The organism is Providencia sp. PROV003, from assembly GCF_045040775.1.
GTDB lineage: Bacteria > Pseudomonadota > Gammaproteobacteria > Enterobacterales > Enterobacteriaceae > Providencia > Providencia huashanensis.
The window spans coordinates 4116679-4143186 of sequence record NZ_CP096369.1; the positions used below are offsets into that span (position 1 = coordinate 4116679).

The 26508-nt window shown below is 39.7% G+C and carries 24 protein-coding genes; 20 read left to right on the plus strand and 4 right to left on the minus strand.

The features are described from left to right. Nucleotides 1-54: 54 nt before the first annotated feature. The 4 genes from dacA to lipA all read left to right on the plus strand — a co-directional run bounded on the left by dacA (nucleotide 55) and on the right by lipA (nucleotide 3615). Entirely contained in the window at nucleotides 55-1266 is a 1212-nt protein-coding gene (gene dacA, locus M1F14_RS18935) for a D-alanyl-D-alanine carboxypeptidase DacA (RefSeq protein WP_042848376.1), read from the plus strand. A gap of 135 nt (nucleotides 1267-1401) precedes the next feature. After that, nucleotides 1402-1665: a DUF493 family protein YbeD gene (gene ybeD, locus M1F14_RS18940; RefSeq protein ID WP_042848378.1), complete on the plus strand. Its 264-nt coding sequence runs from the start codon at nucleotides 1402-1404 to the stop codon at nucleotides 1663-1665. 296 nt (nucleotides 1666-1961) lie between these two features. Further along, nucleotides 1962-2525, plus strand: coding sequence for a lipoyl(octanoyl) transferase LipB (lipB, locus tag M1F14_RS18945; RefSeq protein WP_336431474.1), 564 nt, complete (start codon nucleotides 1962-1964; stop codon nucleotides 2523-2525). A gap of 124 nt (nucleotides 2526-2649) precedes the next feature. Further along, the gene (lipA, locus tag M1F14_RS18950) at nucleotides 2650-3615 is read left to right on the plus strand and encodes a lipoyl synthase (RefSeq protein ID WP_042848383.1); all 966 of its coding nucleotides are present in this window, start codon (nucleotides 2650-2652) and stop codon (nucleotides 3613-3615) included. 156 nt (nucleotides 3616-3771) lie between these two features. Here lipA and cspE read toward each other — a convergent pair whose 3' ends face one another. Together cspE and M1F14_RS18960 are read right to left on the minus strand one after the other, a co-directional pair. Then, entirely contained in the window at nucleotides 3772-3981 is a 210-nt protein-coding gene (gene cspE / locus M1F14_RS18955) for a transcription antiterminator/RNA stability regulator CspE (RefSeq protein ID WP_014657708.1), read from the minus strand. A 217-nt stretch (nucleotides 3982-4198) separates the two neighbouring features. Beyond that, nucleotides 4199-4657 carry a methylated-DNA--[protein]-cysteine S-methyltransferase gene (locus tag M1F14_RS18960; RefSeq protein ID WP_042848385.1) on the minus strand — a complete coding sequence of 153 codons (459 nt, stop codon included), beginning with the start codon at nucleotides 4655-4657 and terminating at the stop codon, nucleotides 4199-4201. Between the two features lie 287 nt (nucleotides 4658-4944). Here M1F14_RS18960 and nrdH point away from each other — a divergent pair, with 287 nt between their 5' ends. From nrdH to M1F14_RS19020, 12 genes are all read left to right on the plus strand, one after another. Continuing rightward, nucleotides 4945-5172: a glutaredoxin-like protein NrdH gene (gene nrdH / locus M1F14_RS18965; RefSeq protein ID WP_181469129.1), complete on the plus strand. Its 228-nt coding sequence runs from the start codon at nucleotides 4945-4947 to the stop codon at nucleotides 5170-5172. 8 nt (nucleotides 5173-5180) lie between these two features. Continuing rightward, nucleotides 5181-5594 carry a class Ib ribonucleoside-diphosphate reductase assembly flavoprotein NrdI gene (gene nrdI / locus M1F14_RS18970; protein ID WP_042848388.1) on the plus strand — a complete coding sequence of 138 codons (414 nt, stop codon included), beginning with the start codon at nucleotides 5181-5183 and terminating at the stop codon, nucleotides 5592-5594. Nucleotides 5595-5606: 12 nt separating this feature from the next. Further along, nucleotides 5607-7739, plus strand: coding sequence for a class 1b ribonucleoside-diphosphate reductase subunit alpha (gene nrdE / locus M1F14_RS18975; protein ID WP_071547823.1), 2133 nt, complete (start codon nucleotides 5607-5609; stop codon nucleotides 7737-7739). Between the two features lie 14 nt (nucleotides 7740-7753). Then, on the plus strand, nucleotides 7754-8725 hold the full coding sequence (nrdF, locus tag M1F14_RS18980; RefSeq protein ID WP_042848390.1) for a class 1b ribonucleoside-diphosphate reductase subunit beta: 972 nt from the start codon (nucleotides 7754-7756) through the stop codon (nucleotides 8723-8725). A gap of 727 nt (nucleotides 8726-9452) precedes the next feature. Further along, entirely contained in the window at nucleotides 9453-10652 is a 1200-nt protein-coding gene (gene proV / locus M1F14_RS18985) for a glycine betaine/L-proline ABC transporter ATP-binding protein ProV (protein ID WP_181469128.1), read from the plus strand. Continuing rightward, nucleotides 10645-11808 (plus strand): glycine betaine/L-proline ABC transporter permease ProW, encoded by a 1164-nt coding sequence (gene proW, locus M1F14_RS18990; protein WP_181469127.1) that lies wholly within the window; start codon nucleotides 10645-10647, stop codon nucleotides 11806-11808. The genes proV and proW overlap by 8 nt, the downstream gene beginning before the upstream one ends. A 94-nt stretch (nucleotides 11809-11902) precedes the next feature. Then, nucleotides 11903-12898, plus strand: coding sequence for a glycine betaine/L-proline ABC transporter substrate-binding protein ProX (gene proX / locus M1F14_RS18995; RefSeq protein ID WP_181469126.1), 996 nt, complete (start codon nucleotides 11903-11905; stop codon nucleotides 12896-12898). Between the two features lie 134 nt (nucleotides 12899-13032). Next, nucleotides 13033-14232 carry an MFS transporter gene (locus M1F14_RS19000; protein ID WP_181469125.1) on the plus strand — a complete coding sequence of 400 codons (1200 nt, stop codon included), beginning with the start codon at nucleotides 13033-13035 and terminating at the stop codon, nucleotides 14230-14232. Between the two features lie 663 nt (nucleotides 14233-14895). After that, nucleotides 14896-15411: a transcriptional repressor MprA gene (mprA, locus tag M1F14_RS19005; RefSeq protein ID WP_042848398.1), complete on the plus strand. Its 516-nt coding sequence runs from the start codon at nucleotides 14896-14898 to the stop codon at nucleotides 15409-15411. A gap of 216 nt (nucleotides 15412-15627) precedes the next feature. Then, on the plus strand, nucleotides 15628-16809 hold the full coding sequence (gene emrA / locus M1F14_RS19010) for a multidrug efflux MFS transporter periplasmic adaptor subunit EmrA (RefSeq protein WP_042848400.1): 1182 nt from the start codon (nucleotides 15628-15630) through the stop codon (nucleotides 16807-16809). 53 nt (nucleotides 16810-16862) lie between these two features. Further along, nucleotides 16863-18359 (plus strand): multidrug efflux MFS transporter permease subunit EmrB, encoded by a 1497-nt coding sequence (emrB, locus tag M1F14_RS19015; protein ID WP_048606368.1) that lies wholly within the window; start codon nucleotides 16863-16865, stop codon nucleotides 18357-18359. Nucleotides 18360-18468: 109 nt separating this feature from the next. Then, nucleotides 18469-18891, plus strand: coding sequence for a hypothetical protein (locus tag M1F14_RS19020; protein ID WP_208292086.1), 423 nt, complete (start codon nucleotides 18469-18471; stop codon nucleotides 18889-18891). A 150-nt stretch (nucleotides 18892-19041) separates the two neighbouring features. Here the strand turns inward: M1F14_RS19020 and M1F14_RS19025 are convergent, their stop codons facing one another. Continuing rightward, the gene (locus M1F14_RS19025; protein ID WP_042848404.1) at nucleotides 19042-19404 is read right to left on the minus strand and encodes a helix-turn-helix domain-containing protein; all 363 of its coding nucleotides are present in this window, start codon (nucleotides 19402-19404) and stop codon (nucleotides 19042-19044) included. A gap of 103 nt (nucleotides 19405-19507) precedes the next feature. On the opposite strand from M1F14_RS19025, the gene M1F14_RS19030 reads away from it, so the two are divergent. Then, nucleotides 19508-20071, plus strand: a complete 564-nt coding sequence (locus M1F14_RS19030; RefSeq protein WP_042848406.1) for an NAD(P)H-dependent oxidoreductase — start codon at nucleotides 19508-19510, stop codon at nucleotides 20069-20071. 89 nt (nucleotides 20072-20160) lie between these two features. Here M1F14_RS19030 and M1F14_RS19035 read toward each other — a convergent pair whose 3' ends face one another. Beyond that, on the minus strand, nucleotides 20161-21246 hold the full coding sequence (locus M1F14_RS19035; RefSeq protein WP_131680476.1) for a tRNA/rRNA methyltransferase: 1086 nt from the start codon (nucleotides 21244-21246) through the stop codon (nucleotides 20161-20163). Between the two features lie 171 nt (nucleotides 21247-21417). On the opposite strand from M1F14_RS19035, the gene M1F14_RS19040 reads away from it, so the two are divergent. The 3 genes from M1F14_RS19040 to pssA all read left to right on the plus strand — a co-directional run bounded on the left by M1F14_RS19040 (nucleotide 21418) and on the right by pssA (nucleotide 26507). Next, complete coding sequence (locus M1F14_RS19040; RefSeq protein ID WP_181469124.1) at nucleotides 21418-22119, plus strand: tRNA-uridine aminocarboxypropyltransferase; 702 nt, start codon at nucleotides 21418-21420, stop codon at nucleotides 22117-22119. Nucleotides 22120-22346: 227 nt separating this feature from the next. Next, complete coding sequence (locus tag M1F14_RS19045; protein WP_048606336.1) at nucleotides 22347-24992, plus strand: bifunctional acetate--CoA ligase family protein/GNAT family N-acetyltransferase; 2646 nt, start codon at nucleotides 22347-22349, stop codon at nucleotides 24990-24992. 159 nt (nucleotides 24993-25151) lie between these two features. Further along, on the plus strand, nucleotides 25152-26507 hold the full coding sequence (gene pssA / locus M1F14_RS19050) for a CDP-diacylglycerol--serine O-phosphatidyltransferase (protein WP_042848412.1): 1356 nt from the start codon (nucleotides 25152-25154) through the stop codon (nucleotides 26505-26507). Nucleotide 26508 lies beyond the last annotated feature (1 nt).

The window sequence follows — 26508 nt, forward strand, 5'->3', positions numbered from 1 at the left end:
TGCTAAACTGCGCCTCCTTGTGTTAACCGAATTTCGGATGTAAATGGTAAAACCATGAATAATGTCGCTCCATCACGCATCGTGCGTTATACAGTGCTGGGTTCTGCTCTGCTTCTTTTGACTGCCAGTATTGCAAATGCCAATGACAGCTTTCCAAATACTTCAATTCCCGCAGCACCAGCCATAGATGCTGAAGCCTATATACTCATTGATTATAATTCAGGAAAAGTCCTCGCTGAAAGTAATGCGGATCAGCGTCGTGACCCAGCCAGTTTAACCAAGATGATGACCAGTTATGTTATTGGTCAGGCGATTAAATCAGGTAAAATTGGTGCAAATGACATAGTCACCGTGGGTAATGATGCATGGGCAACCGGTAACCCTGTGTTTAAAGGCTCATCCTTGATGTTCTTAAAACCAGGAGATCGAGTCAGCGTTTCTCAACTGACTCGTGGGATTAACCTGCAATCAGGTAACGATGCTTGTGTTGCAATGGCTGATTATATCGCTGGAGATCAAACCAATTTTGTTCAATTAATGAATGGATATGTGAATAAATTAGGTTTGAAAAACACCCATTTTGAAACTGTTCATGGCTTAGATGCAGAAGGCCAGTATAGCTCCGCACGTGATATGGCGCTTATTGGTCAAGCTTTAGTACGTGATGTACCAGAAGAATATGCCATTTACAAAGAAAAAGAATTTACCTTTAACAACATCCGCCAAATTAACCGTAACGGTTTGTTGTGGGATAAGAGCCTTGCTGTTGATGGGATCAAAACAGGTCACACAAATGCCGCAGGTTTCAACCTTGTTGCATCCGCAACAGATGGTGATATGCGTTTAATTTCCGTTGTGATGGGTGGGAAAAGCAGCAAAGGACGTGATGCTGAAAGTAAAAAATTACTCACTTATGGTTTCCGTTTCTATGAAACAGTTAAACCATTACAAGCTAACGTTGATTTTGCGAGTGTTCCTGTTTGGTTTGGTGATGAAAATGAAGTGAAATTAGGTGTAGTGGATGACCTATACTTAACGATACCTCGGGGACGGTTAAAAGATTTAAAAGCCAGCTATGAACTGTCAACGACAGAATTACAAGCGCCTTTGACCAAAGGTCAGCAAGTCGGTACGATCAGCTTCCAGCTCGATGGAAAAACTATTGAACAACACCCTTTAGCCGTTCTAAAAGATGTTGAAGAAGGTGGCTTTTTCAGCCGATTAATTGACTATATCAAACTATTATTTCACCGTTGGTTTGGCTAGGGCTTGAAACAAAAATAAATCACCCCCATATAGTAAGCATCGAAATGTTTGTTGGATGAATACTTTTGATTGGCTGGTTTAATACCAGCCAATCTTTTTCAACCAGCGACACAATTTAAAAAATTAGGAGTGCCCATGAAAACGAAATTAGGTGAACTGCTTGAGTTCCCATGTCCATTAACTTACAAAGTGATGGGCTTGGCACAGCCTGAGTTGGTTGATCAAGTGATTGAAGTTGTTCAGCGTCATGCGCCTGGTGATTACTCTCCCGATGTGAAACCAAGTAGCAAAGGCAACTATCACTCAGTTTCTATTACTATTAATGCAACACATATCGAACAGGTTGAAACCTTGTATAGCGAATTAGGCGCATTAGAATTAGTTAAAGTTGTGCTTTAATCAACGAGTAAATAAAAAACCAAATAGTGAAGTGACCCCCAATAGCTGGACAACCAATTACTGGGGGTTTTTTATGCCAAAATACAGCCGAGTTTAAAAATTATCATTGCTAACCATTAATTCTGTATCTACTCACTTATATACAACAAGCTAATACCTTGACAACTTGATGTGTAACAAACATAGGCGTTATACTGACCTAACGATAATGACAACGTGGACGCTTAATTTTGTCAGACAGAAGTATAATCATCCGCCAACTTGGCCTCGCGCCTTATCAACCCGTTTCTGATGCGATGCACCAATTTACGCAATGCCGTACGCCTGAAACCTGCGACGAAATTTGGCTCGTTGAACACCCCCGAGTATTTACTCAAGGCCAAGCCGGTAAAGCCGAGCACGTACTTGCTCCTGGCGATATCCCAGTCATTCAAAGTGATCGGGGGGGCCAAGTTACCTACCATGGCCCCGGCCAGCAAGTCATGTATGTTATGCTAGACTTAAAACGCAATAAACTTGGTGTGCGTGAGTTAGTCACCGCACTAGAAAACACGGTTGTGAATACCCTCGCCCATTTTCATATCGAAGCTTACCCTCGCCCCGATGCGCCCGGTGTATATGTTAACGGGGACAAAATTTGTTCTCTTGGTTTACGCATTAGGCAAGGCTGTTCTTTCCATGGGCTTGCTTTAAATATCGATATGGACCTTGAGCCATTTAACCGTATAAACCCTTGTGGTTACAGTGAATTAAAGATGACTCAGATTAGTGATCTTGCTCCCAAAGTGTCATTATCTGATGTTCAGCCTGTGCTAATCCGTCAATTCTGTGACACACTAGGATTTCATATTGTTCAATAATAATGCTATAATTTTTTAACATTTTTAAACTATTTTTTAATGAATGGGTTACGGCTTTCCATTCGGTTTTATTTAGAATTAAAAATTATCCATCAGCATAAAAGATAACTGGAACCGTCATATTATGAGTAAACCAATTCAGATAGAACGCGGAATTAAATATCGTGACGCCGACAAAATGGCGCTGATCCCTGTCAAAAACGTTGTGACTGAACGAGAAGAAATTCTACGTAAACCTGACTGGATGAAAATTAGGCTTCCCGCTGACTCAACTCGTATTCAAGGCATTAAAGCCGCTATGCGTAAAAATGGTCTACATTCGGTATGTGAAGAAGCCTCCTGCCCAAACCTTTCCGAGTGCTTTAACCATGGTACAGCAACCTTTATGATCTTAGGTGCTATCTGTACTCGACGTTGCCCATTCTGTGATGTTGCCCACGGTCGTCCAAACGCGCCAGATGCCAATGAGCCAGAAAAATTAGCGCAAACAATCAAAGATATGGCATTACGGTATGTCGTTATTACTTCTGTGGACCGAGACGACCTACGTGATGGTGGCGCACAGCACTTTGCGGATTGTATTCGTGCTATTCGCGAAAAAAACCCTTCAATTAAAATTGAAACATTAGTCCCTGACTTTCGTGGGCGTATGGATCGCGCACTAGAAATTCTGACCGCAACGCCACCAGATGTCTTTAACCATAATCTTGAAAACGTACCACGCGTTTATCGCCAAGTTCGCCCAGGCGCGAATTATGAATGGTCATTAAAATTACTCGAAAAATTTAAAGAAGCGCACCCTGATATCCCGACTAAATCAGGGCTAATGGTTGGGTTAGGCGAAACGAACGCCGAAATTATTGAAGTTATGCGTGATTTACGCCGTCATGGCGTAACAATGCTAACGCTTGGTCAATACTTGCAACCGAGTCGCCATCATCTGCCTGTAAAACGCTATGTTAGCCCAGCAGAGTTTGACGAAATGAAAGAAGAGGCAATGGCAATGGGCTTCACCCACGCAGCTTGTGGGCCTTTTGTACGCTCGTCTTACCATGCAGACTTACAAGCTAAAGGTGAAGAGGTCAAATAACCCCTAGCTTTTTGGTACGCTACATTATTTCTATAAAGCCGGATTCAACCTATTTGTTTAAATCCGGCTCTTGTCTTTTACTGCTTAATAAAAAACTCGCCCCAGTTAACCAGAGCGAGTTTATAGCTGTTAGTTTCTAATTGTTAATTATTAAAATTACAGAGAGACAACGTTAACAGCAGATGGGCCTTTAGCACCTTCAGTGATTTCAAATTCGACTTTCTGGCCTTCCGCTAAGGTTTTGAAACCTTCGCTTGCAATCGCAGAAAAGTGCACAAATACATCTTTGCTACCATCTTCTGGAGTGATAAAACCAAAACCTTTAGACTCGTTGAACCACTTAACGTTACCTTTAACTTTAGACATCAAATTATTACCTTTAAAATAAAATAGACACACCATCTGTATCAGGCTCAGTACATCAGATATCTAAGTTACTTGTCTACAACCTAGATCACGAAAATTGACTAAAAAAGTAAAAATATATTATTTATCGGTATTATCTGTGCAAATTCCACCCATAATTCTTACAAATAGCAATTATTACAACTAATAGTATTAGCTATAGTGAATTATTTAGATATTACTTCTCATGCAATAGTAACCAACCTTTAATATCTAGGCCGCCAGTATAACCGACTAGCTTTCCATCATGCCCTAATACACGATGACAAGGTACAATTAAAGAAATGGGGTTACGTGAATTAGCCATTCCAACAGCACGACAGTAATTTACAGAACCTAACTTTAAAGCCAAATCCTTATAGCTCCATCGCTCACCATAAGGTATCCCACATAAATGCTTCCAAACTTTCTTTTGAAACTCAGTTCCCTGAGGATTTAAAGCAACCGTAAAAACTTTTCTTTTATGACTAAAATATTCTTTTAACTCTTTCACGCAAAGTTTGGAGTGCTCATTCTTAATTTCTTTTTCTGTTTTTTCTTCAACAAAGTACAGGCTCGTTATTCCGTCATCATCAGCCGTAATATGGATCCACGGTTTAGGAAACTTTTCCGGTGTTTCTAAATATTGATGGTACATAGTATCTCCTTAAAAGGAATCAATTACCTGATTGTATATACAGTTATAGAGTAAATTATTTCCGCTTTGCAATAATCTTTTTTCTTAGTGTCACCAACTGAATCACTAAATCCACTTATTTTTTATTTTCAATGTTAATAACAACCTAGCAAATAATTAGAATAATTATCATTCAACTTTTCATATCCACTACATATTGTGTGGTTGATAAATAACTCACCCATATATAGTATTTGCTTATTAATCTTGTTGGCTATGACACGTTAAAAAATCAAAAGGTAAATAATATGACTGAGATTACCATTTATAGTAAGCCTAATTGCGTTCAATGTAATGCAACATACCAAGCGCTAGATCGCAAACAAATTTCCTATCAGGTAATTGACCTCACTCAAGATGACCAAGCCCTTGAACTAGTTAAAAAATTAGGCTATCAACAAGCCCCAGTAGTCATTGCTGGGGACAAACATTGGTCTGGGTTTCGTCCAGATATGATTAGCTTATTAGCGGCCTAGAGGTTCTTATGGCAACGGAAGCGCTTATCTATTTTTCCAGTCGTTCTGGAAATTGCCATCGCTTTGTTAAAAAGTTAGGCCTTCCAGCAACACGGCTCCCCATTGGTCGCCAAGAAAACAGCCTAATTGCAACAAAACCTTATGTTTTGTTGCTGCCTACTTATGGTGGTGGAGGCTTAAAGGGTGCTGTCCCAAAAGAAGTGATCCAATTTCTAAATATTGAAGCCAATCGCTCACTTATCCGTGGAGTGATCGCTGCGGGTAACACCAACTTTGGCGATGCCTATGCCATTGCTGGGGATATTGTCGCGCAAAAGTGCCGTATTCCTTACCTTTACCGTTTTGAGCTTCTTGGCACAGAAAAAGATGTTCAATCCGTTAAGCAAGGCCTTCAAATATTTTGGCAGCGTACTGACAACTAGAGTTATTTCAAAATGGATAAAATGCAAAATACCACTGATATAGACTATCACGCACTTAATGCTATGTTGAATTTATATGATAGCAAAGGCCACATTCAATTTGATAAAGACAAGGAAGCTGCACATCATTATTTTAGGCAACATGTAAATCAAAACACTGTATTTTTTCATGACTTAAAAGAAAAATTAGATTTCTTAGTGCAAGAAAACTATTACGAAAGTAGCGTATTAGGTCAATATGATTTTGAGTTTATCAAATCATTATTTAAACAAGCTTATGCGCATAAATTTCGTTTCCAGACTTTTTTAGGTGCCTTCAAATATTACACCAGCTATACCCTAAAAACCTTTGATGGTAAACGTTATTTAGAGCGTTATGAAGATCGTGTCTGTATGGTGGCATTAACACTTGCACAAGGCTCAGAAAGCCTCGCGATGTTATATGTGGATGAGATCATCAGCGGTCGTTTTCAACCTGCTACCCCCACATTCCTGAATTGCGGTAAAAAGCAAAGAGGTGAACTAATTTCTTGTTTTCTTTTGAGAATCGAAGACAACATGGAATCCATCGGTCGCTCCGTAAATTCAGCATTACAATTATCCAAGCGCGGCGGTGGTGTCGCATTTTTAATGAGCAACTTACGTGAACAAGGCGCTCCAATAAAATTGATTGAGAATCAATCATCTGGTGTAGTCCCTGTCATGAAAATGCTAGAAGATGCCTTTTCCTACGCTAACCAATTAGGGGCTCGTCAAGGTGCCGGAGCCGTTTATTTACACGCGCATCATCCTGACATTATGCGTTTTCTTGATACTAAACGGGAAAATGCCGATGAAAAAATACGCATCAAAACGCTTTCTCTAGGGGTTGTTATTCCTGATATCACTTTCCAGTTGGCAAAAGATAATCAAGATATGTATTTGTTCTCTCCTTATGATATTGAACGCATATATGGTGTTCCAATGTCCGAAATTAGTGTGACAGAGAAATACCATGAAATGGTAAATAACAAGGGGATCAAAAAATACAAAATTAATGCGCGAGAATTTTTCCAAACCTTAGCTGAAATTCAATTTGAATCGGGATATCCCTATATTCTCTTCGAGGACACTGCCAACCGGGCCAACCCAATCGCAGGGCGAATTAATATGAGCAACTTGTGTTCGGAAATACTGCAAGTTAATCGCCCTAGTACTTATGAAGATGATTTAAGCTACCAACAGATTGGTAAAGATATTAGCTGTAACTTAGGTTCAATGAATATCGCTAAAACAATGGACTCCCCTAATTTTGCTCAATCTATTGAGGCTGCTGTGCGGGCTTTAAGTGCAGTTTCAGATATGAGTGATATACGCTCAGTCCCTTCTATTGCACAAGGTAACCGCCAATCCCATGCCATTGGCTTAGGGCAAATGAATTTACATGGCTACCTTGCAAGGGAGCACATTCATTATGGTTCTGAAGAAGCGTTGGATTTTACCAATATTTATTTTTACTGTGTCACTTATTATGCGCTAAAAACATCCAACCAATTAGCCAGAGAAAGAAAAACTGCATTTGTTGGCTTTGAACACTCTACATATGCCTCTGGTGAATATTTCGATAAATATATCAACAACCTTTGGTTACCAAAGACACAGAATGTGCAGGAATTATTCCGACGTTCGGGTATCGAAATTCCAAGTCGTGAAGATTGGCTAGCCTTGAAACAGTCAATTATGACCCACGGAATTTACAACCAGAATCTGCAAGCTATCCCTCCGACAGGTTCAATTTCCTATATTAATAATTCAACATCTAGCATTCATCCTATCGTTTCACGAATAGAAATTCGTAAAGAAGGTAAAATTGGGCGCGTCTACTACCCTGCTCCTTTTATGGATAACAAAAATCTAGAGTATTACCAAGATGCTTACCAAATCGGGCCAGAAAAAATTATTGATACCTATGCAATGGCCACTCAACATGTTGACCAAGGTTTATCTTTAACCCTATTTTTTAAAGATGATGCCACTACCCGCGATATCAATCGTGCGCAAATATATGCATGGCGAAAAGGGATAAAAACACTGTATTACATTAGGTTACGCCAAACCGCCCTAGAAGGAACCGAAGTCGAAGGCTGCGTATCTTGCACTCTGTAATAGGAAAAAATCAAATGACCACCAGCACATCTTATACACCTGTTAAAGCTATCAACTGGAACCGACTTCAAGACGATAAAGATTTAGAAGTTTGGAACCGGTTAACCACCAACTTTTGGTTACCTGAAAAAATCCCGCTCTCCAATGACACACCATCTTGGAACACGCTTACTGCGGCAGAAAAACAGCTCACTATTCGAGTATTCACTGGCTTAACGTTACTCGATACCATCCAAAATACGGTTGGTGCTCCTTGTTTAATGCCTGATGCTCAAACCCCTCATGAAGAAGCCGTATTATCTAATATTAGCTTCATGGAAGCGGTACACGCTCGGTCTTATAGCTCAATATTTTCAACATTGTGCTCGACCACTGATGTCGATGACGCATACCGTTGGAGTGAAGAAAATACAGCGTTACAGAATAAAGCCAAAATCATCCTTTCTTATTATTGCAATTCACATCCACTGAAGAAAAAAATTGCGAGTGTATTTTTAGAATCATTCCTTTTTTATTCAGGGTTTTATTTACCTATGTATTGGTCAAGTCGAGGTAAATTAACTAATACCGCAGACCTCATTCGATTAATTATTAGGGATGAAGCTGTACATGGATATTATATTGGCTATAAATTTCAAAACTCATTACAACAATATGATAATGAAGTACAAAAAGAAATTAAAGATTTCACTTTTTCATTATTACTTGATTTATATGAAAATGAAGTTAAGTATACGCAAGAACTGTATGACTCGGTGGGTTGGTCAGAAGATGTAAAAAAATTCCTTCATTATAATGCGAATAAAGCATTAATGAATTTAGGTTATGAAGCATTATTCCCAGATACAGTGACAGATGTTAGTGCTGCAATATTATCCGCATTATCCCCAGATGCGAATGAAAACCATGATTTCTTTTCGGGCTCCGGCTCATCTTATATTATTGGAAAGGCAGTAAGTACCGAGGATGATGATTGGAACTTCTAATAAACCAGTAAATTTAGTTTATCTATCAAGGTAAATCCCCTAAAAAACCATATCATGATGAATAATAATGATTTTATTTATCATGATATTTTTTAGCTCAAAAAACAGACAGTTTATTTCGTTTTTTATATGTATATCTGTTTAATTACTCATTTTTAATGAGTCAATCTGGCAAATTATTTGAAAATAATCCATATTTCAATTATTTTTGATAAGATAAATTAATATAAACTAGTGTATATTACATTTATTTTTCTACTCTAAATGTTAATTTTTATCCGTATTAATAATAAATTAAAAACTTATTACTCCAATAGATTGTATTAAATGCGCTATCTAATAAATTCAGTCTCACCAGTTAGTTAACCTATAGGATCTTAAATTAACGTACTAACGAATTAGGCTAATTACTTCTTTAATCAGCAAGAATAATTCGTCTTTTCTGCATGTGATTTTTTTGATTAATTATGCTTAACCGAGGGTTGTCAGTCGATTTTATTATGCTAGGGTTTATTGCTTGCAAGTTTTGCTAATAACTAAAACAGGAATAATTAAATTTAAACCATAATGATCGAACCCATTAAACTAAAATAGGAATTTCTGCCCTAATAATTTTCAACCGATAGTCGCAATTTTAAAATATTGTTTAAGCTATCACGACAGAATTAATCACATTCAATATGGGCAATCATTCTTCCTTATTGATTGAAAGTTGGGTAAATAATATATGGCAACAAAATTAGAAGTTAAAAATTTATATAAAATTTTTGGGGAAAATCCTGATCCGGCCTTCAAGCTACTGAAATCAGGAATGAGTAAAGATGATATCTTTGAAAAAACAGGCCTAACCGTAGGTGTTCAAGATGTTAATCTGACGATTGAAGAAGGCGAGATCTTTGTCGTGATGGGGCTTTCTGGCTCAGGGAAATCCACGTTGGTACGCCTCCTCAATCGCCTGATAGAACCGACAAGTGGCCAAGTCATGATTGATGGAGAAGACATCTCCGGAATTACTGACAAAGCACTGCGTGAAGTTCGACGAACTAAAATCAGTATGGTGTTTCAATCATTTGCACTTATGCCGCATATGAACGTGATTGATAACACTGCTTTTGGTATGGAACTTTCTGGTATTTCGAAAGAAGAACGGCATAAAAAAGCAATGGATGCCCTTCAACAAGTCAACCTAGAGAAATGGGCTAACTCATACCCTGATGAACTGTCAGGAGGTATGCGTCAACGTATAGGGTTGGCAAGAGCACTAGCCAATGACCCTGATATCCTATTAATGGATGAGGCTTTTTCTGCGCTAGATCCCTTGATCCGAACTGAAATGCAAGATGAGTTGCTCTCTTTACAAGGGGATAAACAGCGCACCGTTGTTTTTATTTCCCATGACCTTGATGAAGCCATGAGAATTGGTGATCGCATTGCCATCATGCAAGGGGGAGTCGTTGTTCAAATAGGCACTCCAGATGAAATTCTGAATAACCCTGCGAATGATTACGTCAAAACATTCTTCCGTGGCGTTGATATTAGCCAAGTCTTTAGCGCCAAAGATATTGCTCGTCGGCGACCTGATGCTCTTTTACATATCGCACCGGGTTTTGGTCCGCGTTCTGCCCTTAAAGTTCTAAATGACGAGGACCGCTATCATGGTTATTTGATCTCTCGAGGTCAAACCTTTGTCGGTGTCGTTTCTGTTGAATCCCTCGAAAAAGCGCTCCGTGAAAAAGCCGGTATTGAATCTGCAATTTTAACAGATATCGAGCCTATTCAAGGCGATACATCTTTGAATGAAGTTATCTCAACTGTAGCGCAAGCTCCTTGTGCGGTACCAGTCATTAACGAAAAAAATCGTTATTTGGGGGTAATTTCGAAAGGAATGCTGTTGCAAGCACTGGATAAGGAGACGCCAAATGAGTAAACATAATCAAGAACAAACAACTAACCAGCAAGATCCATGGGCGGATGCTTCAGTGCAAGAAGCCCCGACACAAACCCCAGAAACTGCTGCTGATGATCCATGGGCTGCGAGCTCCGATAATAGCCCAACATCTTCAGATGACCCATGGGGTAATGCCCCAACAACAGATGCACCAGCGGAATCTGGCAGCAACGACTGGTTAGATGCAGCGCCAACAGATGGCGTATCAATTGATCAATTTAACTTTATGGACCCATTTCAGCACACATTGTTACCATTAGATTCGTGGGTAACTCACGGTATTGATTGGGTAGTACAAAATTTTCGCCCTGTATTCCAAGCTATTCGTGCACCAATTGATTTTATTCTCAGTGGGTTCGAGCAATTTTTAACCTCCCTGCCCTCCCCCGTTGCCATTATTTTATTTGCTTTATTAGCATGGCAATTCGCAGGAAGAGCAATGGGTATTGCAACATTCGTTTCAATGATTGTTATCGGGGCAATCGGAGCATGGTCAGAAGCCATGGTCACATTATCATTAGTATTAACGTCTCTGTTATTTTGTATTGTTATCGGGTTACCCCTCGGAATATGGCTTGCACGTAGTGATAGAGCAGCAAAAGTAGTCCGTCCACTACTCGATGCCATGCAAACAACACCCGCGTTTGTCTACCTAGTCCCCATTGTGATGTTATTTGGTATTGGTAATGTACCTGGCGTGGTGGTCACCATTATTTTTGCATTACCCCCGATCATTCGTTTAACCATTTTAGGTATTAAACAAGTCCCAGCAGACTTAATTGAAGCCGCAGAGTCATTCGGAGCCAGCCCTAGCCAAATGCTATTCAAAGTCCAGTTACCTTTAGCTATGCCGACAATTATGGCAGGGGTAAACCAAACATTGATGTTAGCACTATCCATGGTGGTGATCGCCTCTATGATTGCTGTCGGGGGCTTAGGACAAATGGTACTACGCGGGATAGGACGCTTAGATATGGGATTAGCCTCTGTTGGTGGGGTTGGGATCGTCATCCTTGCTATCGTATTAGACCGCTTTACACAATCGTTAGGCCAAGATACACGTGGCAAAGCACTATCACGCTGGTATCAAAAAGGCCCTATTGGGTTAATCACTCGCCCATTCAGTAAAAAATAAACACGTTCAACACATCCTCCATCCACGATAGAGCCATTATTTGGCTCTTCGCTTGCAAAGCCAAGCGACGAACCAAAATAGAAGGATAAACATAATGAGAAAGCCAATTATTCTTGCAACTGCCCTGACTGCTATTCTTAGCTCTTCACTCGCGTATGCGGAGTCATTACCGGGTAAAGGAATTAAAATAAACCCTGTACAAAGCACCATCAGTGAGGAAACATTCCAAACCTTAATTGTCTCAAAAGCCCTTGAAAAGCTCGGCTATGATATTAACCCTATCAAAGAAGTGGATTACAACGTTGCCTATTCCTCTATTGCCAATGGAGACGCAACTTTCCTAGCCGTAAGTTGGGTACCTTTACATGATGCACAATATGAAGCTGCCGGTGGTGATAAAGCCTTTTATCGCCAAGGGGACTATGTTGTCAATGCAGCACAAGGCTATTTAATTGATAAAAAAACCGCTGATAAATATAACATTACCAACATTGAGCAATTAAAAGACCCAAAAATCGCAAAATTATTTGACTCTAACGGTAATGGTAAAGCGGACTTAACTGGCTGTAACCCCGGTTGGGGCTGTGAAGCTGCGATCAATACACATTTAAAAGCTTACGACCTTGAAAAATCTATCGATCACAATCAAGGAAACTACGCGGCTATGATGGCCGATACCATCACGCGCTACAAAGAAGGGAAACCTATTTTCTACTATACCTGGACCCCTTACTGGATCAGTGATGTGTTAAAACCAGGCCGTGATGTAGTTTGGTTAGAAGTGCCTTTCTCGGCAATGCCGAATGGTGAAAAAACAGATACTACCCTTCTTAATGGCAAAAACTATGGTTTCCCACCAAACACAATGCACATTGTAGCGAATAAAAAATGGGCTGCCGATAACCCCGCTGCGGCGAAATTGTTTTCCATTATGAAATTACCTATTGCCGATGTGAATGCGCAAAACTTAAGGATGCATAATGGAGAAGCTTCTCAAGCTGATATTGAACGCCATGTGAATGGATGGATTAAAGCACACCAATCCACTTTCGATGGCTGGGTTGAAGAAGCAAAACAAGCTGCCAAATAAGTTAAACTACTGAGCAAAAACTAAAAACCATCTTCTTCTTGAAGATGGTTTTTTTTATAAATAGCGAAAAGAAATAAACCAAGCTTTTGAATTTTGTTTATAGTATTTGCCTAATTGATGATTGGTAATAAAAAATGAAACAACCACAAACGGCTGAACTCACTACTGGCCTAACCATTTTAATGGCAATTTCAACAGGTTTAGTTGTCGCTAGTAATTACTATGCTCAACCTCTGTTAGAGACTATTGCCGAGCAATTTAACCTTACCACCAATATGGCTGGGTTTATTGTGACCGCTGCCCAGTTGGGGTACGCTGCTGGTTTACTATTTTTAGTCCCTTTAGGGGATTTATTTGAACGTAAACGCTTAATTTTGGTTATGACCTTTCTTTCCGCGTTAGGTCTCCTAATTACAGCTTTATCAAATCATGTATGGCAAATATTATTAGGTACAGCTCTCACTGGTTTATTTTCAGTGGTCGCTCAAGTACTTATTCCACTAGCAGCATCTATCGCCAAACCACATCAACGCGGTAAAGCGGTTGGTATCATTATGAGTGGGTTACTGCTTGGGATTTTACTTGCAAGGACAGTTTCAGGGGCTGTCGCCATGGTGGGTGGCTGGAGAGCTATCTATTGGGTAGCTTTCGCTTTATTGATCCTATTGATGATTGTGCTAGCCATCAAATTGCCTCGCTATCACCAAAAAACCAATCTGAACTATTTTCAGTTACTTGGCTCTATCGGTCGCTTATTTTTTGGTACTCCCGTGCTTGCCGTAAGAGCCTCGCTCGGAGCACTTTCATTTGCTAATTTTGGTTTACTATGGACAGCGATGGCTTTTTTATTGGCAAGCCCACCGTTTAATTACTCTGAAGGCACTATTGGCTTATTTGGTCTGGTTGGGGCTGCTGGAGCATTCATGGCATCTCAGGCAGGACATCTTGTTGATAAAGGGAAAGGTAAACTCCTGACCACAATTGGGCTCGTTTTGTTGTTGTTATCGTGGATACCTATAGGGTTAGCTAAACACTCTCTCGTTGCATTTATTATTGGCGTCTTAGTTCTCGACCTTGCAGTACAAGCTGTTCACGTAACAAGTCAAAGTACGTTATACCGTATTTTACCAGAGGCTCGTAATCGGCTTACTGCCGGTTATATGACCAGTTATTTTATTGGTGGAGCGCTAGGCTCACTACTTTCGGGTTATGCTTATGAACATGCAGGATGGGAAGGCGTAGCCATTTCCGGTGTTATCTTAACTACAATCAGTTTAATTATTTGGGCAATTGGTATTCGTTTTGACCCTACCATCACCGCGCAGGATCAATAACGTTTCTGCAGATAAAAACGCAGCTAACATTTCAGACAAAATGCTAGCTGCAGTGCTTTAACACATAAACAAACCTAACATATCAAAGTGATACCCTATAAGTTTATCAAATAAATATTTTGAATATTGAATTAATAAATATTCATATATTCATTAAATAGTTTTATTTGTTATAATAACTAAGGCGAAAGTTAGCAAATGACACTGTTAAACAAATACTATATCTTAATTAAAAGGTATACTAATAGTTAGTTGTGGCAATTATTAACACATAGAATAATATATAAATTAAACAAAACTCGGTATTTATACGTAATAATTAAAATGTTCCATCTAACTTGTAATTATTGAGTAATAAAAAAAGTGGTATTGAGTTAATGTGATGTGATTATATATTGTTTTATATGATTATATTTAGTGCCTAAATCGATTTATTTTTGGTTGCTTCATAACCAATCATGTCTAAAAAAGCAAAAATGATTGGTTACGCTATACTGAAACCTGTAAATTACATTCATAAAATTTATGAATGATGTATCATAATCAAAATAAAATCGACGGTATTAAGTAAGTATAATTGCTAATTCTATCTTTTAATATACCATTTAGGTGGTTGATGACAGTTGTAATCTTACCAACTGAAACTAATAAGGTATCCAAATAATGGAAAGTTCATTTACACCGACTGAAGAACTACTAAACGCTCGTGTTGCACAGCAAGATTCACATGAAGCACCGATTCCGTATCAAGAAATTCTCTTAACACGCCTATGTATGCATGTTCATGGCAAGCTACTTGAATCACGTAATAACATGTTAAGAGCTCAAGGTATTAATGAAACTTTATTCATGGCATTAATGATCCTTGATACAAAAGACTCCCGTAGTATCCAGCCCTCTGAACTTAGTGCAGCACTCGGTTCCTCACGAACCAACGCCACACGCATAGCCGATGAGCTTGAAAAAAATGGTTGGATTGAACGTAAAGAAAGCCATAACGACAGACGTTGCCTACACTTGCATTTGACTGAGAAAGGAACTGAATTCTTAAATGGTTTATTGCCACCTCAGCATGGCGCCCTTATTGATATTTGGTCTGTTTTGGATGCTAATGAAAAACAACAGCTGGATATGCTGATGCGTAAATTACTCACCAAACTGGATACGATAAAAGATTAACCATGATCTTTATAGGGTTAATGTATTTGAGGCATTCTTACGCTCAAAGGTGAAAAAAAACTTTTCAGCTAACAATATTTCGTTATCCTTTCATTCTTATGCTTTACGATATCCCATCGAGCAGCAAAATCATTTGTAGTCTTAGTTTCCAGTGGTTAATCCCTAACTACTGGAAACAATTGTGATCCCTATCCATCGAACATGGAGAATATGAGTATGAGTTCCCCTGAGGAAATGCAACAAACGCAGACTCCCCAACCAAATAAAAAAAGACAACGTAGAAATGCGCTCGTGTTTTTAACCATTATTTTTATTGCTATTGGCGTTGGCTGGGCTGTTTACTGGTATCTCGTACTTCGTCATTATGAGTCTACAGACAATGCATATGTCGCAGGTAACCAAGTACAAATTCAATCTCAAGTTTCTGGAAGTGTCATGACGGTCAATGTTGATAACACTGACTTCGTCAAAAGTGGGACCACGCTAGTCACGCTCGACCCTAGGGATGCAGAAATAGCACTTGAAAAAGCAAAAACAGAACTTGCCAATAGTGTGCGCCAAACACGCCAACACATAATTAACAGCCGCCAATTGCAAGCGAACATTGCCGTTAAGCGTTCAGAACTTAACCGATTACAAAATGATTTAAAACGCAGAGAAGTTCTAGGTAGTAGCAATGTTATCGGCAAAGAAGAACTACAACATGCCAGAGAGGCTGTCGTCAGTGCAAAAGCCGCATTAGATATGGCAATTGAACAGTACAATGCCAATCAAGCCATTGTTCTTAACACCCCAATAGCAAAACAACCCGCTGTAGAACAAGCCGCAACACAAGTGAGAAACGCTTGGTTAACCTTACAACGAACTAAAATCGTCAGCCCCGTCGATGGTTATGTTTCCCGCCGCAGTGTACAAGTAGGTTCACAGATTACGCCTTCAACACCATTAATGGCTATCGTCCCTTCTAGTGGCATGTGGATTGACGCTAATTTTAAAGAAACTCAACTTGCGGATATGCGTATTGGCCAAACTGCAAAGGTCACCACTGATTTCTACGGTAAAGATATTGTTTTCAATGGAACCGTCGTCGGTTTAGATATGGGGACAGGGAGTGCCTTTTCATTACTCCCCGCACAAAATGCGAGCGGTAATTGGATCAAAGTCGTACAACGTCTCCCCGTTCGTATCGCCTTAGATGCTAATCAAGTTGAAGAGCATCCCCTGCGCATAGGGTTATCAACTGAAGTGACCGTCGATACTTTAAATAAAGATGGCAAAGTACTTTCTAAAGGCATGCGCGATACACCTGCATACCACACTGCAGCATTAGCCGTTGATATGTCACCTGCCGATAAAATAGTTACTGAGATAATTAATAATAACTCAGGGAATAAATAAGTGAGGGAGCAACCGTGACGCCAGCACCGTTAACAGGATCAAAACTTGCTTGGATGACTATTGCCCTTTCATTGGCAACCTTTATGCAAGTACTTGACTCTACGATTGCTAACGTAGCGATCCCAACTATTGCGGGTAACTTAGGTGCTTCTAACTCACAGGGAACTTGGGTAATTACCTCCTTTGGTGTCGCTAATGCAATTTCAATTCCAATCACTGGCTGGCTAGCTCGCCGGATAGGCGAAGTAAGATTATTTTTGTGGTCGACAGGGCTATTTGCTTTAACTTCATGGCTATGTGGCATTTCTAGTAGTTTAGAAATGCTAATTTTATTCCGTGTATTGCAAGGCTTAGTTGCGGGACCACTGATCCCATTATCTCAGAGCCTGCTTCTTAATAACTACCCACCAGCTAAGCGAAATATGGCATTAGCTCTTTGGTCAATGACCATTGTCATTGCGCCTATTTGCGGGCCAATTCTTGGTGGGTACATTAGTGACAACTATCATTGGGGCTGGATATTTTTTATCAACGTACCATTTAGTATCGCGATTATTTTTGCCATCATGAAAACGCTAAAAGGTCGTGAAACAAAAATATCGATACAACGCATTGATACTATTGGTTTAGTATTGCTTGTAGTAGGGATTGGCGCATTACAAATCATGCTTGACCAAGGCAAAGAACTCGATTGGTTTAACTCTACCGAAATTATTGTTTTGACCATAATTGCCGTTGTTGCTATTGCTTTCCTGATCGTATGGGAGCTCACGGATGAACACCCCGTAATTGACCTTTCACTATTTAAAGAACGGAATTTTACTATTGGCTGCTTATCCCTAAGCCTCGCTTACATGCTATATTTTGGGACCATTGTATTACTGCCCCAATTATTGCAGGAGGTTTACGGCTATACCGCAACATGGGCAGGCTTGGCTTCTGCACCCGTTGGTTTATTACCCTTGTTAATTACCCCAATAATTGGTCGTTTTGGTAACCGAATTGACATGCGCTATCTGGTTACATTCAGCTTTATTATCTATGCTGTTTGTTACTATTGGCGAGCTTATACCTTTGAACCGGATATGAGTTTCGCAGCAGCAGCATGGCCACAATTTGTACAAGGCCTAGCCATCGCCTGTTTCTTTATGCCACTAACAACCATTACCTTATCAGGCCTACCGCCTGAGAAAATGGCTTCAGCATCCAGCCTATCCAACTTTACCCGTACATTAGCAGGGGCAATAGGGACATCGATTACTACCACGATGTGGACACAAAGGGAATCAATGCACCATGAAAACCTCACAGAGTTTGTCAACCCTTACAACCCTAATGCCCAATATATGTATCATGAACTGGCAAAGATTGGTTTGAATGAGCAACAAAGTGCTGCATATTTAGCGAAAACCATTACAGACCAAGGGCTTATTATCTCCGCAAATGAGATCTTTTGGTTATCCGCAGGGATTTTTATCTTATTAATGGTCATTGTTTGGTTTGCAAAACCCCCATTCGGTGCAGGTTCAAAAGGTGGTGGTGCACATTAGCCCCCGCTTTATCATCCTAGCCCCACTTTTTATGTGGGGTTATTTTTTTGCTTATCGCCTTTCTAACCAATACACTAATTCACTAATCAGATTGCTCAGGTAAATTATCATGAAATCATGGGTTGAAAATAGCCAGCTAGTAGAACTGATCAACACCTTAGATGACTTCCAAGCAGAGCAATACCGCAAAAAACTTATTTGCTATGTCAATCAATACCAAGAAATTTACCCTTTCGATATATTGGACGATGTTCAGGCTTATCTGCAGCTAAAACTTGAAGCTGATGACCTTGATTTTACTTGTATTCCACAAGAAATTACTCAAGCCATCGAAACAGGCTATTATGAATACTGCATCAGTTTAAATGAAATTTCTGCAGCTTATAAAATCGTGACAAAAGTAACACCATTAACCCGCTTAGACCTTATTCAATTCGCAAATCATTTGCTAGAAGCTTATTCATGTAATTATTCCGAAGAGGAATTTTTAGCCCCTAAATTAACTGAGCTAGTTTGCTTATTGCATAAATAATATTCTTTATACAAAAAATATTACATATTTGCTCAGTCATAGGCTTATAGCGCAATAACAACTCAACGAGTGAAACTCATTAAGCCATAAATAATTAATCGGCTATTGCTAAAAATCCCCCCCATAATAGAAGTTAAGCCCGCATGACTTTTAATTTGCTATTTCGTCACGTATTTGTTCCCCCCACTCACACATCATATTGAGAACTGGAATTAACGTTTTTCCTCGGGGAGTTAAACTATATTCTACTTTAGGGGGGATTTGAGGGTATTCCTCTCTAAATACTAAACCATCTTTTTCTAACTCTTTAAGCGTCGAACTTAATGTCTTGTAAGTAATCGTTCCGATACAACGTTGTAACTCATTAAAACGGATCACTTCTTTATGTTGCGCTAACCAATACAAAATGATCATTTTATATTTGCCATTGATAACGGAAAGCGTATACCCGAAGCCAGTTTCTTGCGGGTTAATACCACTCAAAGCACATAATATTTCCTCTCTATTTTTCATATTATCACTATCCTTTAGGTAAGTATGTATCGTCAGTGTGCGTATTTTCTTTTTTGAAATTGGATTTTATACTGCCAATACTTTCAAACAAAGGAATAATTTAGTGAAAACTTTAATCGTCGTCGCTCATCCTAATATGCAAGACTCTGTTATTAATCGTCATCTATTAGAACAAGCCGCCAAACAAACCAATGACTTTACGATCCATAATATTTATGAAGCTTATCCAGATTGGAATATTGATGTTGCTAGAGAGCAAGCGCTAATTGAAGCCCATGACAATGTGATCTTACAATTTCCTATTTATTGGTTTAACTCTCCGCCATTACTTAAAAAATGGCTAGACGATGTATTTACTTATGGGTGGGCATATGGTTCACAAAGTCACGACAGACTGAAAGAAAAAACGATCGCTTTAGCCGTTACCGCTGGAATTAGGGATGAGGACTACCATGCTGAAGGAAAATATCAGTATACACTCGCTGAGATATTGCGGCCGTTCGAAGTTACCGTCTTATACATTAATGCTAAATGGGGCGGCTTTTTTGGGTTTTATGGTACCGAAACATATGACGAAAAAGGACTAACTGAATTATCACCTGAAGGGAATATTACGGATAAACAAATGACCCAATATTTAGAATTTATTGAATCAATAAATTGTTAAGTTAGCTCTCACTTTATACGAGCTAAATATAAATCCAGAACTAGCTTTATATTTAGCTAGCCTGGATTTAATTTTTACTCAGTGCGCTATTACTTAACTTGGTTTTGCTGCCACCATTGCGCCAACATAATTCCAGTTGCAACAGACACGTTCAAGCTTTCTACTTTACCTGTACCGCCAATATACAGACTCATATCCCCTTGATCCCACGTGCTATCACTTAAGCCATCACTTTCTTGGCCTAATACTAAGACCATTTTAGCGGGTAACTTAGCTTTCGCTAAATCTTGGCTTCCTTTATGGCTAGAGGTAGTCACAATGGTATAACCTGCTTGACGAAATTTATCCAACGTTGAGGTTAAACCGTCAGCATCAATCGCTTTAATATGCTCAGCGCCGCCTTCTGCGGTACGAATTGCTGCACCAGACTCTAGCATGCCAGCATCTTGCAAAATAACGCCTTTCACACCGAAGTGGGCACAGCTACGCATCATTCCGCCTAGGTTATGTGGGTTACCTACATCTTCTAGTGCTAATACACAATCTTTCTCTGCCGCTTGCTGTATATAAGCATCTGCGCTCATTCCACCACGCTTTTTGATGATAAAACAGACACCACCATGGTGTTCAGTGCCCGATGCCTTTGATAACTCTTCATCATCAACAACATGGTAAGCTTTACGGTTTGCCGCCATCCATTTTAATGCATCACGAAAACGTGGCGTCACAGATTGTAAGAACCACGCACGAACAATCGCATCAGGCCGGTTCTTAAACATAGCTTGGCATGCGTTTTCACCATAGATACGCGTTTCTTCCTGACGTTGCTTACGTAATTGCTCCGGGTCTATTTGGCTTTTACCCGCAATTCCACCATGGTCGTTAACCAGTTCTTCGCTATCTGGTTTAGAAACAGTGCGCCATGGTGAACGCTCACGAGATACATCATCGCGGCTATCAGAACGACGCTCTGGACGATTAGGGCGCCCACCACGGTCATTTCTTCCATCACGTCGGTCATTACTGCGTTTATCATTACCACGTCTATCGTCACGCCCTCCGTCACGACCGCCACGGCGTTTATCATTATTTTTATTGTTGTCCGCTTCTTCACTACGGACATACATCACTTTTACTTTGCCGTTTTTACCACTAAATTCATTCGAGTCGTTCATCACTATCCCCTACTAAGCTATGGCGCGAAGATTACATGATGTTGCAAGGCTACGCCACCGATTCACACTATTATCTCACCGAAAACTTATTGAATATACTTCTATCGTATAGAAATCGTTTTGCGTACAATAAGCCCCTCATTTTAAATCCCCTAAAAACCTTAATTAACCATGACCCCGAATGCAGTTTATCACCTTCGCCAGCAGCGCCTTGCATTATCAACTAAGCCTTTTAAAGCCAGAGGTTGTCGAGTAAAACGCTGTGAATATTGCTTGTTACCTGTTCCACAATGCTTATGCAAAGATACGGTATCATCACAAGCAAAAAGCCAATTTTGCTTAATTATGTTTGATGGCGAAGTATTTAAACCAAGTAATACTGGGAAATTGATTGCAGATATTTTGCCTAATACCCTCGCATTCCAATGGTCAAGGACTGAACCGGACGCGCAGTTATTAGCTATATTACAAGACACCACAAAACAACCATATCTTATTTTTCCAGAGAGCTACGCTGAAAGTGAACGCACCGTGGTAAATCAACCAAATATCTCTGAAAAACCCCCGTTGTTTATTTTATTGGATGGCACTTGGCCTGAAGCCCGTAAAATGTTTCGAAAAAGCCCTTATCTCAATAATCTTCCAATGCTTTCAATCAATACCAAAGCAAGAACTGATTATTTATTACGGATGCCATCAAGGGAAGAACAACACTGTACAGCGGAAGTTGCTGCAACAGTTTTAGAATTAGCTGGGGATACCAACGCATCTCAACAATTGTTCAGCCACTTCAACCTATTTCGCCACAAATATCTTGAAGGTAAACCTCACCATCCAATGGCACAAATGATGCTAAATGAAACCTCGCTCTAACTATTTTTGGGTAATTTTTTAATTTATTTTACGCACGTAGTACCAAGAAATTTTAACTTTCGGACCATCATTATCATAAAACGTGAACGTGCTTGTATAAATTAATTAAATTGGCAGGATAAACTAGCGCAAAGTCAAAGTTAGGGCATAGTATTCATAAGTATTACTCAGCCTATTTTATCTATTGAGCTTTTAGTTCGTTCCAGCAAAACGGAAGGTTACCAATCATGGGTTTAGTGAGTCAGCTAGAATCTTTATTCAGACCAAAGTCTATTGTTGTTATTGGGGCATCTGAAAATCCGAACCGTGCAGGTTCGGTGATGATGAAAAATCTCCTAACCAGTGGCTTCAAAGGGCCAATCCTTCCTGTTAACCCAAACCGTCATTCAGTACTTGGTGTATTTGCTTATCCATCAGTTGATGAACTCCCTCTTAAACCTGATCTTGCTGTAATTTGCACTCATTACTCACGGAATATCGATTGTTTGCATCAATTAGGCGCTGTTGGTTGTAAGGTTGTGATTGTTTTATCATCCCCTTCTATTCAATTTAATGAACTTAAAAAAGTTGCTCAACAGTACCAAATGCGGTTACTTGGCCCAAATAGCTTAGGCTTCCTTGCCCCATGGCAAGGGCTAAATGCCAGTTTTTCACCTATTCCAATTTTAAAAGGAAAACTCGCCTTTATCTCTCAATCTGCCGCGGTCTCAAACACTGTTCTTGACTGGGCCAGGCACAGAGAAATCGGTTTTTCCTACTTTATTGCCCTTGGTGATAGCATCGATATCGATATCGATGACTTATTGGATTACTTAGCTCGGGACAGTAAAACAAGTGCTATTTTGCTTTATCTTGAGAACATCAGTGATGCAAGGCGCTTTTTGTCTTCATCTCGTAGTGCATCACGTAATAAGCCAATTTTAGTCATAAAAAGTGGTCGTACGCGTAAAGCACAAGAACTACTCGGTGATAAACCTAGCTTAGACGCCGCCTATGATGCGGCTATCCAACGGGCCGGGCTTTTACGTGTACAAGACACTCATGAAATGTTTTCCGCCGTAGAAACATTAAGTTATATGACGCCATTACGGGGGGAACGCCTGTCTATCATGAGCAATGGTTCAGCACCCGCAGCGATGGCATTAGATGAACTACTGTTACGTAATGGTAAGCTGGCTAAGCTAAGTATTGAAACCGAAAATGAATTAAGCTCTTTATTGCCTCTTGATTTATCAACGCAAAATCCTATCGACTTAGGGGATGACTCAACGGTTGAACGCTACATCAATGTGCTAAATAAAATGCTTGATAGCCACGACCACGATGCTTTGTTATTGATCCACACACCGAGTGCGATCACTGAAAGCAAAATAATGGCAGAAAAAATTATTAAGGCCATAAAGCAGCACCCTAGGGGGAAATGGCTAACCATCCTAACCAATTGGTGCGGCGAATATTCATCTCAAGAATCACGCCGGCTTTTCAGTGAAGCTGGTATTCCAACTTATCGTACTCCTGAAGGGGCTATTACCGCCTATATGCATATGGTGGAATACCGCCGTAATCAAAAACAACTCAAAGAAACTCCAGCGCTCCCTGTGGGTATTACGGCAAACACTCAGCAAGCTCATGAATACATCCAACAAGCATTAACTAACAACAACCTTCATTTAGATACCCATGAAGTCCAGCCTATCTTAAAGGCATATGGCTTAAACAGCCTTCCAACATGGATTGCCCATTCAAGTGATGAGGCCATTGAAATTGCAGAAAAAATTGGTTATCCCGTGGCATTAAAACTACGTTCTCCAGATATTGTCCATAAATCTGAAGTACAGGGGGTTATGCTTTATTTACGTAATGCGAAAGAAGTCGAGGATGCCGCAAAAGCAATTATTGAGCGTGTTTCCACTAATTTCCCTAATGCACGCATTGAAGGGTTACTGGTACAAAGTATGGCAAACCGAGCTGGGGCCCAAGAGCTAAGAATTGCTGTTGAATTAGACCCCGTATTTGGTCCCTTAATTATGTTAGGAGAAGGCGGTATTGAATGGCAACAAGAAAGCCAAGCAGCCGTCGCCTTGCCGCCACTTAATATGGCTTTGGCCCGTTATCTGGTAATCAATGCAATTAAAGGATATAAAATCAAATCCAGAAGTGCCCTAGAACCTTTAAATATACTAGGGCTATCTAGCTTATTGGTCCGTGTTTCAAATCTAATTATTGATTGCCCGAATATTACACGTTTAGACATTCATCCATTGTTAGCTTCAGGTGACGAATTTACCTTGCTTGATGTCTCTATGACATTAAGTCCAACAGATAGTGCAACAACATCGAGGCTTGCTATTCGCCCTTATCCGAGCGAACTCGAAGAAACTATCGCCTTAAAAGAAGACCTAACCTGCCTGCTACGGCCTATTCTTCCTGAAGACGAACCATTACTGAAGTCCTTTATCGAACAAGTCACCAAAGAAGATCTTTACTATCGTTATTTTAGCGAGATCAGCGAATTCACCCATGATGATCTCGCAAACATGACTCAAATTGATTACGACAGAGAAATGGCTTTCGTGGCCGTCAAAAACCAAGGTTCTAATCCTGAGATTATTGGCGTTACCCGTGCAATGGCCGATCCAGATAACCAAGAAGCTGAATTTGCTGTATTAGTGCGCTCAGATATGAAAGGGCAAACTCTTGGTTACCAGCTAATGCAAAAGCTGCTTAATTACACCCGTAACCACGGTATAAAAAAATTGACGGCAATAACCATGCCTGAAAATAGAAATATGATCAGCTTGGCAAAAAAATTAGGCTTTGAAATTGATGTTCAGTTTGAGGATGGGGTCGTAAACCTAACACTCTATCTGTAAAAAAACTGGATATAACTACATAACTTGTATGGTAATTAAACAGGCTGTTAATTTGTACTAAATGGTTTGGCTAAATATGCTATCATCCATAGATCATTCGCTTGAAAATGTGCGTAAAGCGATTTGCTATTGGACTAATAAGAGAAAATTCACACTGTGATGTTGTCAAAATTAAAACAAGCAAAACATCAACAATATTTGGTTAGTTTACCTAAACTGTCTCAAGAAATTGCTGATGTAAAAACGCTATATAAGACAGAAGATTTTCGTGATGAACTGCTGAAACAAATTTCTCAGGCTCAAAATACTATCTACATAACCGCTTTGTATTTAGAGAAAGATGATGCAGGCAAAGACGTACTTCATGCGTTATATGCTGCAAAACAAGCTAATACATCATTGGATATCAAAATTCTCGTAGACTGGCACCGTGCTCAACGTGGCAGAATAGGCGTTGCAGCAAATGCAACTAACGCCGATTGGTACTATGACGTTGCTCAGCATTATCCTAATATCGATATTCCAGTCTATGGCATTCCTGTTAATACTAGGGAAGCCTTAGGTGTGTTGCACCTAAAAGGTTTCTTGTTTGATGATACTTTACTGTACAGCGGTGCAAGTATTAATGATGTTTACTTACAACGTCATGATAAGTACCGTTATGATCGGTATCATTTGATCAAAAATAGCCAACTTACCGCATCAATGAAAAAATTTATTGATGACTCGTTATTACAAGCCGAGGCTGTTCATTTACTAAATACAACAACTCGCCCTAAAACAGCTGAATTTAAACACTTAATCAAACAATTTCGTTTGGGGTTAAGGGGTTCTTCTTATCAATTTATCGGGAATGCCTCAAACGATGAGCTATCCGTAACTCCATTTGTCGGTCTTGGTAAAAAGAATGATTTAAACCGTGTGATCACTCATTTAATGGGCTCTACCAATAAAAAACTCACAATTTGTACGCCCTATTTTAATCTACCAGCAGTTTTAGTTAGAATTATTAGTCGGTTGCTAAGAGAGGGTAAGCAAGTCGAAATTATTATTGGTGATAAGACAGCTAATGATTTCTATATCCCACCTGAAGAACCATTTAAAATTATAGGTGCACTACCTTATCTCTATGAGATAAACCTGCGCCGCTTTGTAAGCCGTCTGCAACGTTTTATCGATAATCAACAACTGACCGTTAGGCTGTGGAAAGATGGTGAAAATACCTATCATCTAAAAGGGATGTGGGTAGATAATCAGTGGCAGTTAATAACAGGTAATAACTTGAATCCTCGGGCATGGGGGCTAGATCTTGAAAATGCAGTGCTTATCCACGATCCAAAACAAGAATTACAAGATCAACGTAGCCACGAATTAGAGTGCATCCGCACGCACACAAAAGTGGTAGGCCATTTTCGGGAACTTGATAGCATTCAAACCTACCCAGTAAAAGTAAAAAAACTTATCCGCAGATTACGTCGAATACGTGTGGATAGGCTAATTAGCCGGATTTTATAAC

Excerpts from the sequence above, each read along its gene's own strand:
- dacA (WP_042848376.1), top strand. The coding sequence starts at position 55 with ATGAATAATGTCGCTCCATCACGCATCGTGCGTTATACAGTGCTGGGT.
- ybeD (WP_042848378.1), top strand. The coding sequence starts at position 1,402 with ATGAAAACGAAATTAGGTGAACTGCTTGAGTTCCCATGTCCATTAACT.
- lipB (WP_336431474.1), top strand. The coding sequence starts at position 1,962 with ATGCACCAATTTACGCAATGCCGTACGCCTGAAACCTGCGACGAAATT.
- lipA (WP_042848383.1), top strand. The coding sequence starts at position 2,650 with ATGAGTAAACCAATTCAGATAGAACGCGGAATTAAATATCGTGACGCC.
- cspE (WP_014657708.1), bottom strand. The coding sequence starts at position 3,981 with ATGTCTAAAGTTAAAGGTAACGTTAAGTGGTTCAACGAGTCTAAAGGT.
- M1F14_RS18960 (WP_042848385.1), bottom strand. The coding sequence starts at position 4,657 with ATGTACCATCAATATTTAGAAACACCGGAAAAGTTTCCTAAACCGTGG.
- nrdH (WP_181469129.1), top strand. The coding sequence starts at position 4,945 with ATGACTGAGATTACCATTTATAGTAAGCCTAATTGCGTTCAATGTAAT.
- nrdI (WP_042848388.1), top strand. The coding sequence starts at position 5,181 with ATGGCAACGGAAGCGCTTATCTATTTTTCCAGTCGTTCTGGAAATTGC.
- nrdE (WP_071547823.1), top strand. The coding sequence starts at position 5,607 with ATGGATAAAATGCAAAATACCACTGATATAGACTATCACGCACTTAAT.
- nrdF (WP_042848390.1), top strand. The coding sequence starts at position 7,754 with ATGACCACCAGCACATCTTATACACCTGTTAAAGCTATCAACTGGAAC.
- proV (WP_181469128.1), top strand. The coding sequence starts at position 9,453 with ATGGCAACAAAATTAGAAGTTAAAAATTTATATAAAATTTTTGGGGAA.
- proW (WP_181469127.1), top strand. The coding sequence starts at position 10,645 with ATGAGTAAACATAATCAAGAACAAACAACTAACCAGCAAGATCCATGG.
- proX (WP_181469126.1), top strand. The coding sequence starts at position 11,903 with ATGAGAAAGCCAATTATTCTTGCAACTGCCCTGACTGCTATTCTTAGC.
- M1F14_RS19000 (WP_181469125.1), top strand. The coding sequence starts at position 13,033 with ATGAAACAACCACAAACGGCTGAACTCACTACTGGCCTAACCATTTTA.
- mprA (WP_042848398.1), top strand. The coding sequence starts at position 14,896 with ATGGAAAGTTCATTTACACCGACTGAAGAACTACTAAACGCTCGTGTT.
- emrA (WP_042848400.1), top strand. The coding sequence starts at position 15,628 with ATGAGTTCCCCTGAGGAAATGCAACAAACGCAGACTCCCCAACCAAAT.
- emrB (WP_048606368.1), top strand. The coding sequence starts at position 16,863 with ATGACTATTGCCCTTTCATTGGCAACCTTTATGCAAGTACTTGACTCT.
- M1F14_RS19020 (WP_208292086.1), top strand. The coding sequence starts at position 18,469 with ATGAAATCATGGGTTGAAAATAGCCAGCTAGTAGAACTGATCAACACC.
- M1F14_RS19025 (WP_042848404.1), bottom strand. The coding sequence starts at position 19,404 with ATGAAAAATAGAGAGGAAATATTATGTGCTTTGAGTGGTATTAACCCG.
- M1F14_RS19035 (WP_131680476.1), bottom strand. The coding sequence starts at position 21,246 with ATGAACGACTCGAATGAATTTAGTGGTAAAAACGGCAAAGTAAAAGTG.
- M1F14_RS19040 (WP_181469124.1), top strand. The coding sequence starts at position 21,418 with ATGACCCCGAATGCAGTTTATCACCTTCGCCAGCAGCGCCTTGCATTA.
- M1F14_RS19045 (WP_048606336.1), top strand. The coding sequence starts at position 22,347 with ATGGGTTTAGTGAGTCAGCTAGAATCTTTATTCAGACCAAAGTCTATT.
- pssA (WP_042848412.1), top strand. The coding sequence starts at position 25,152 with ATGTTGTCAAAATTAAAACAAGCAAAACATCAACAATATTTGGTTAGT.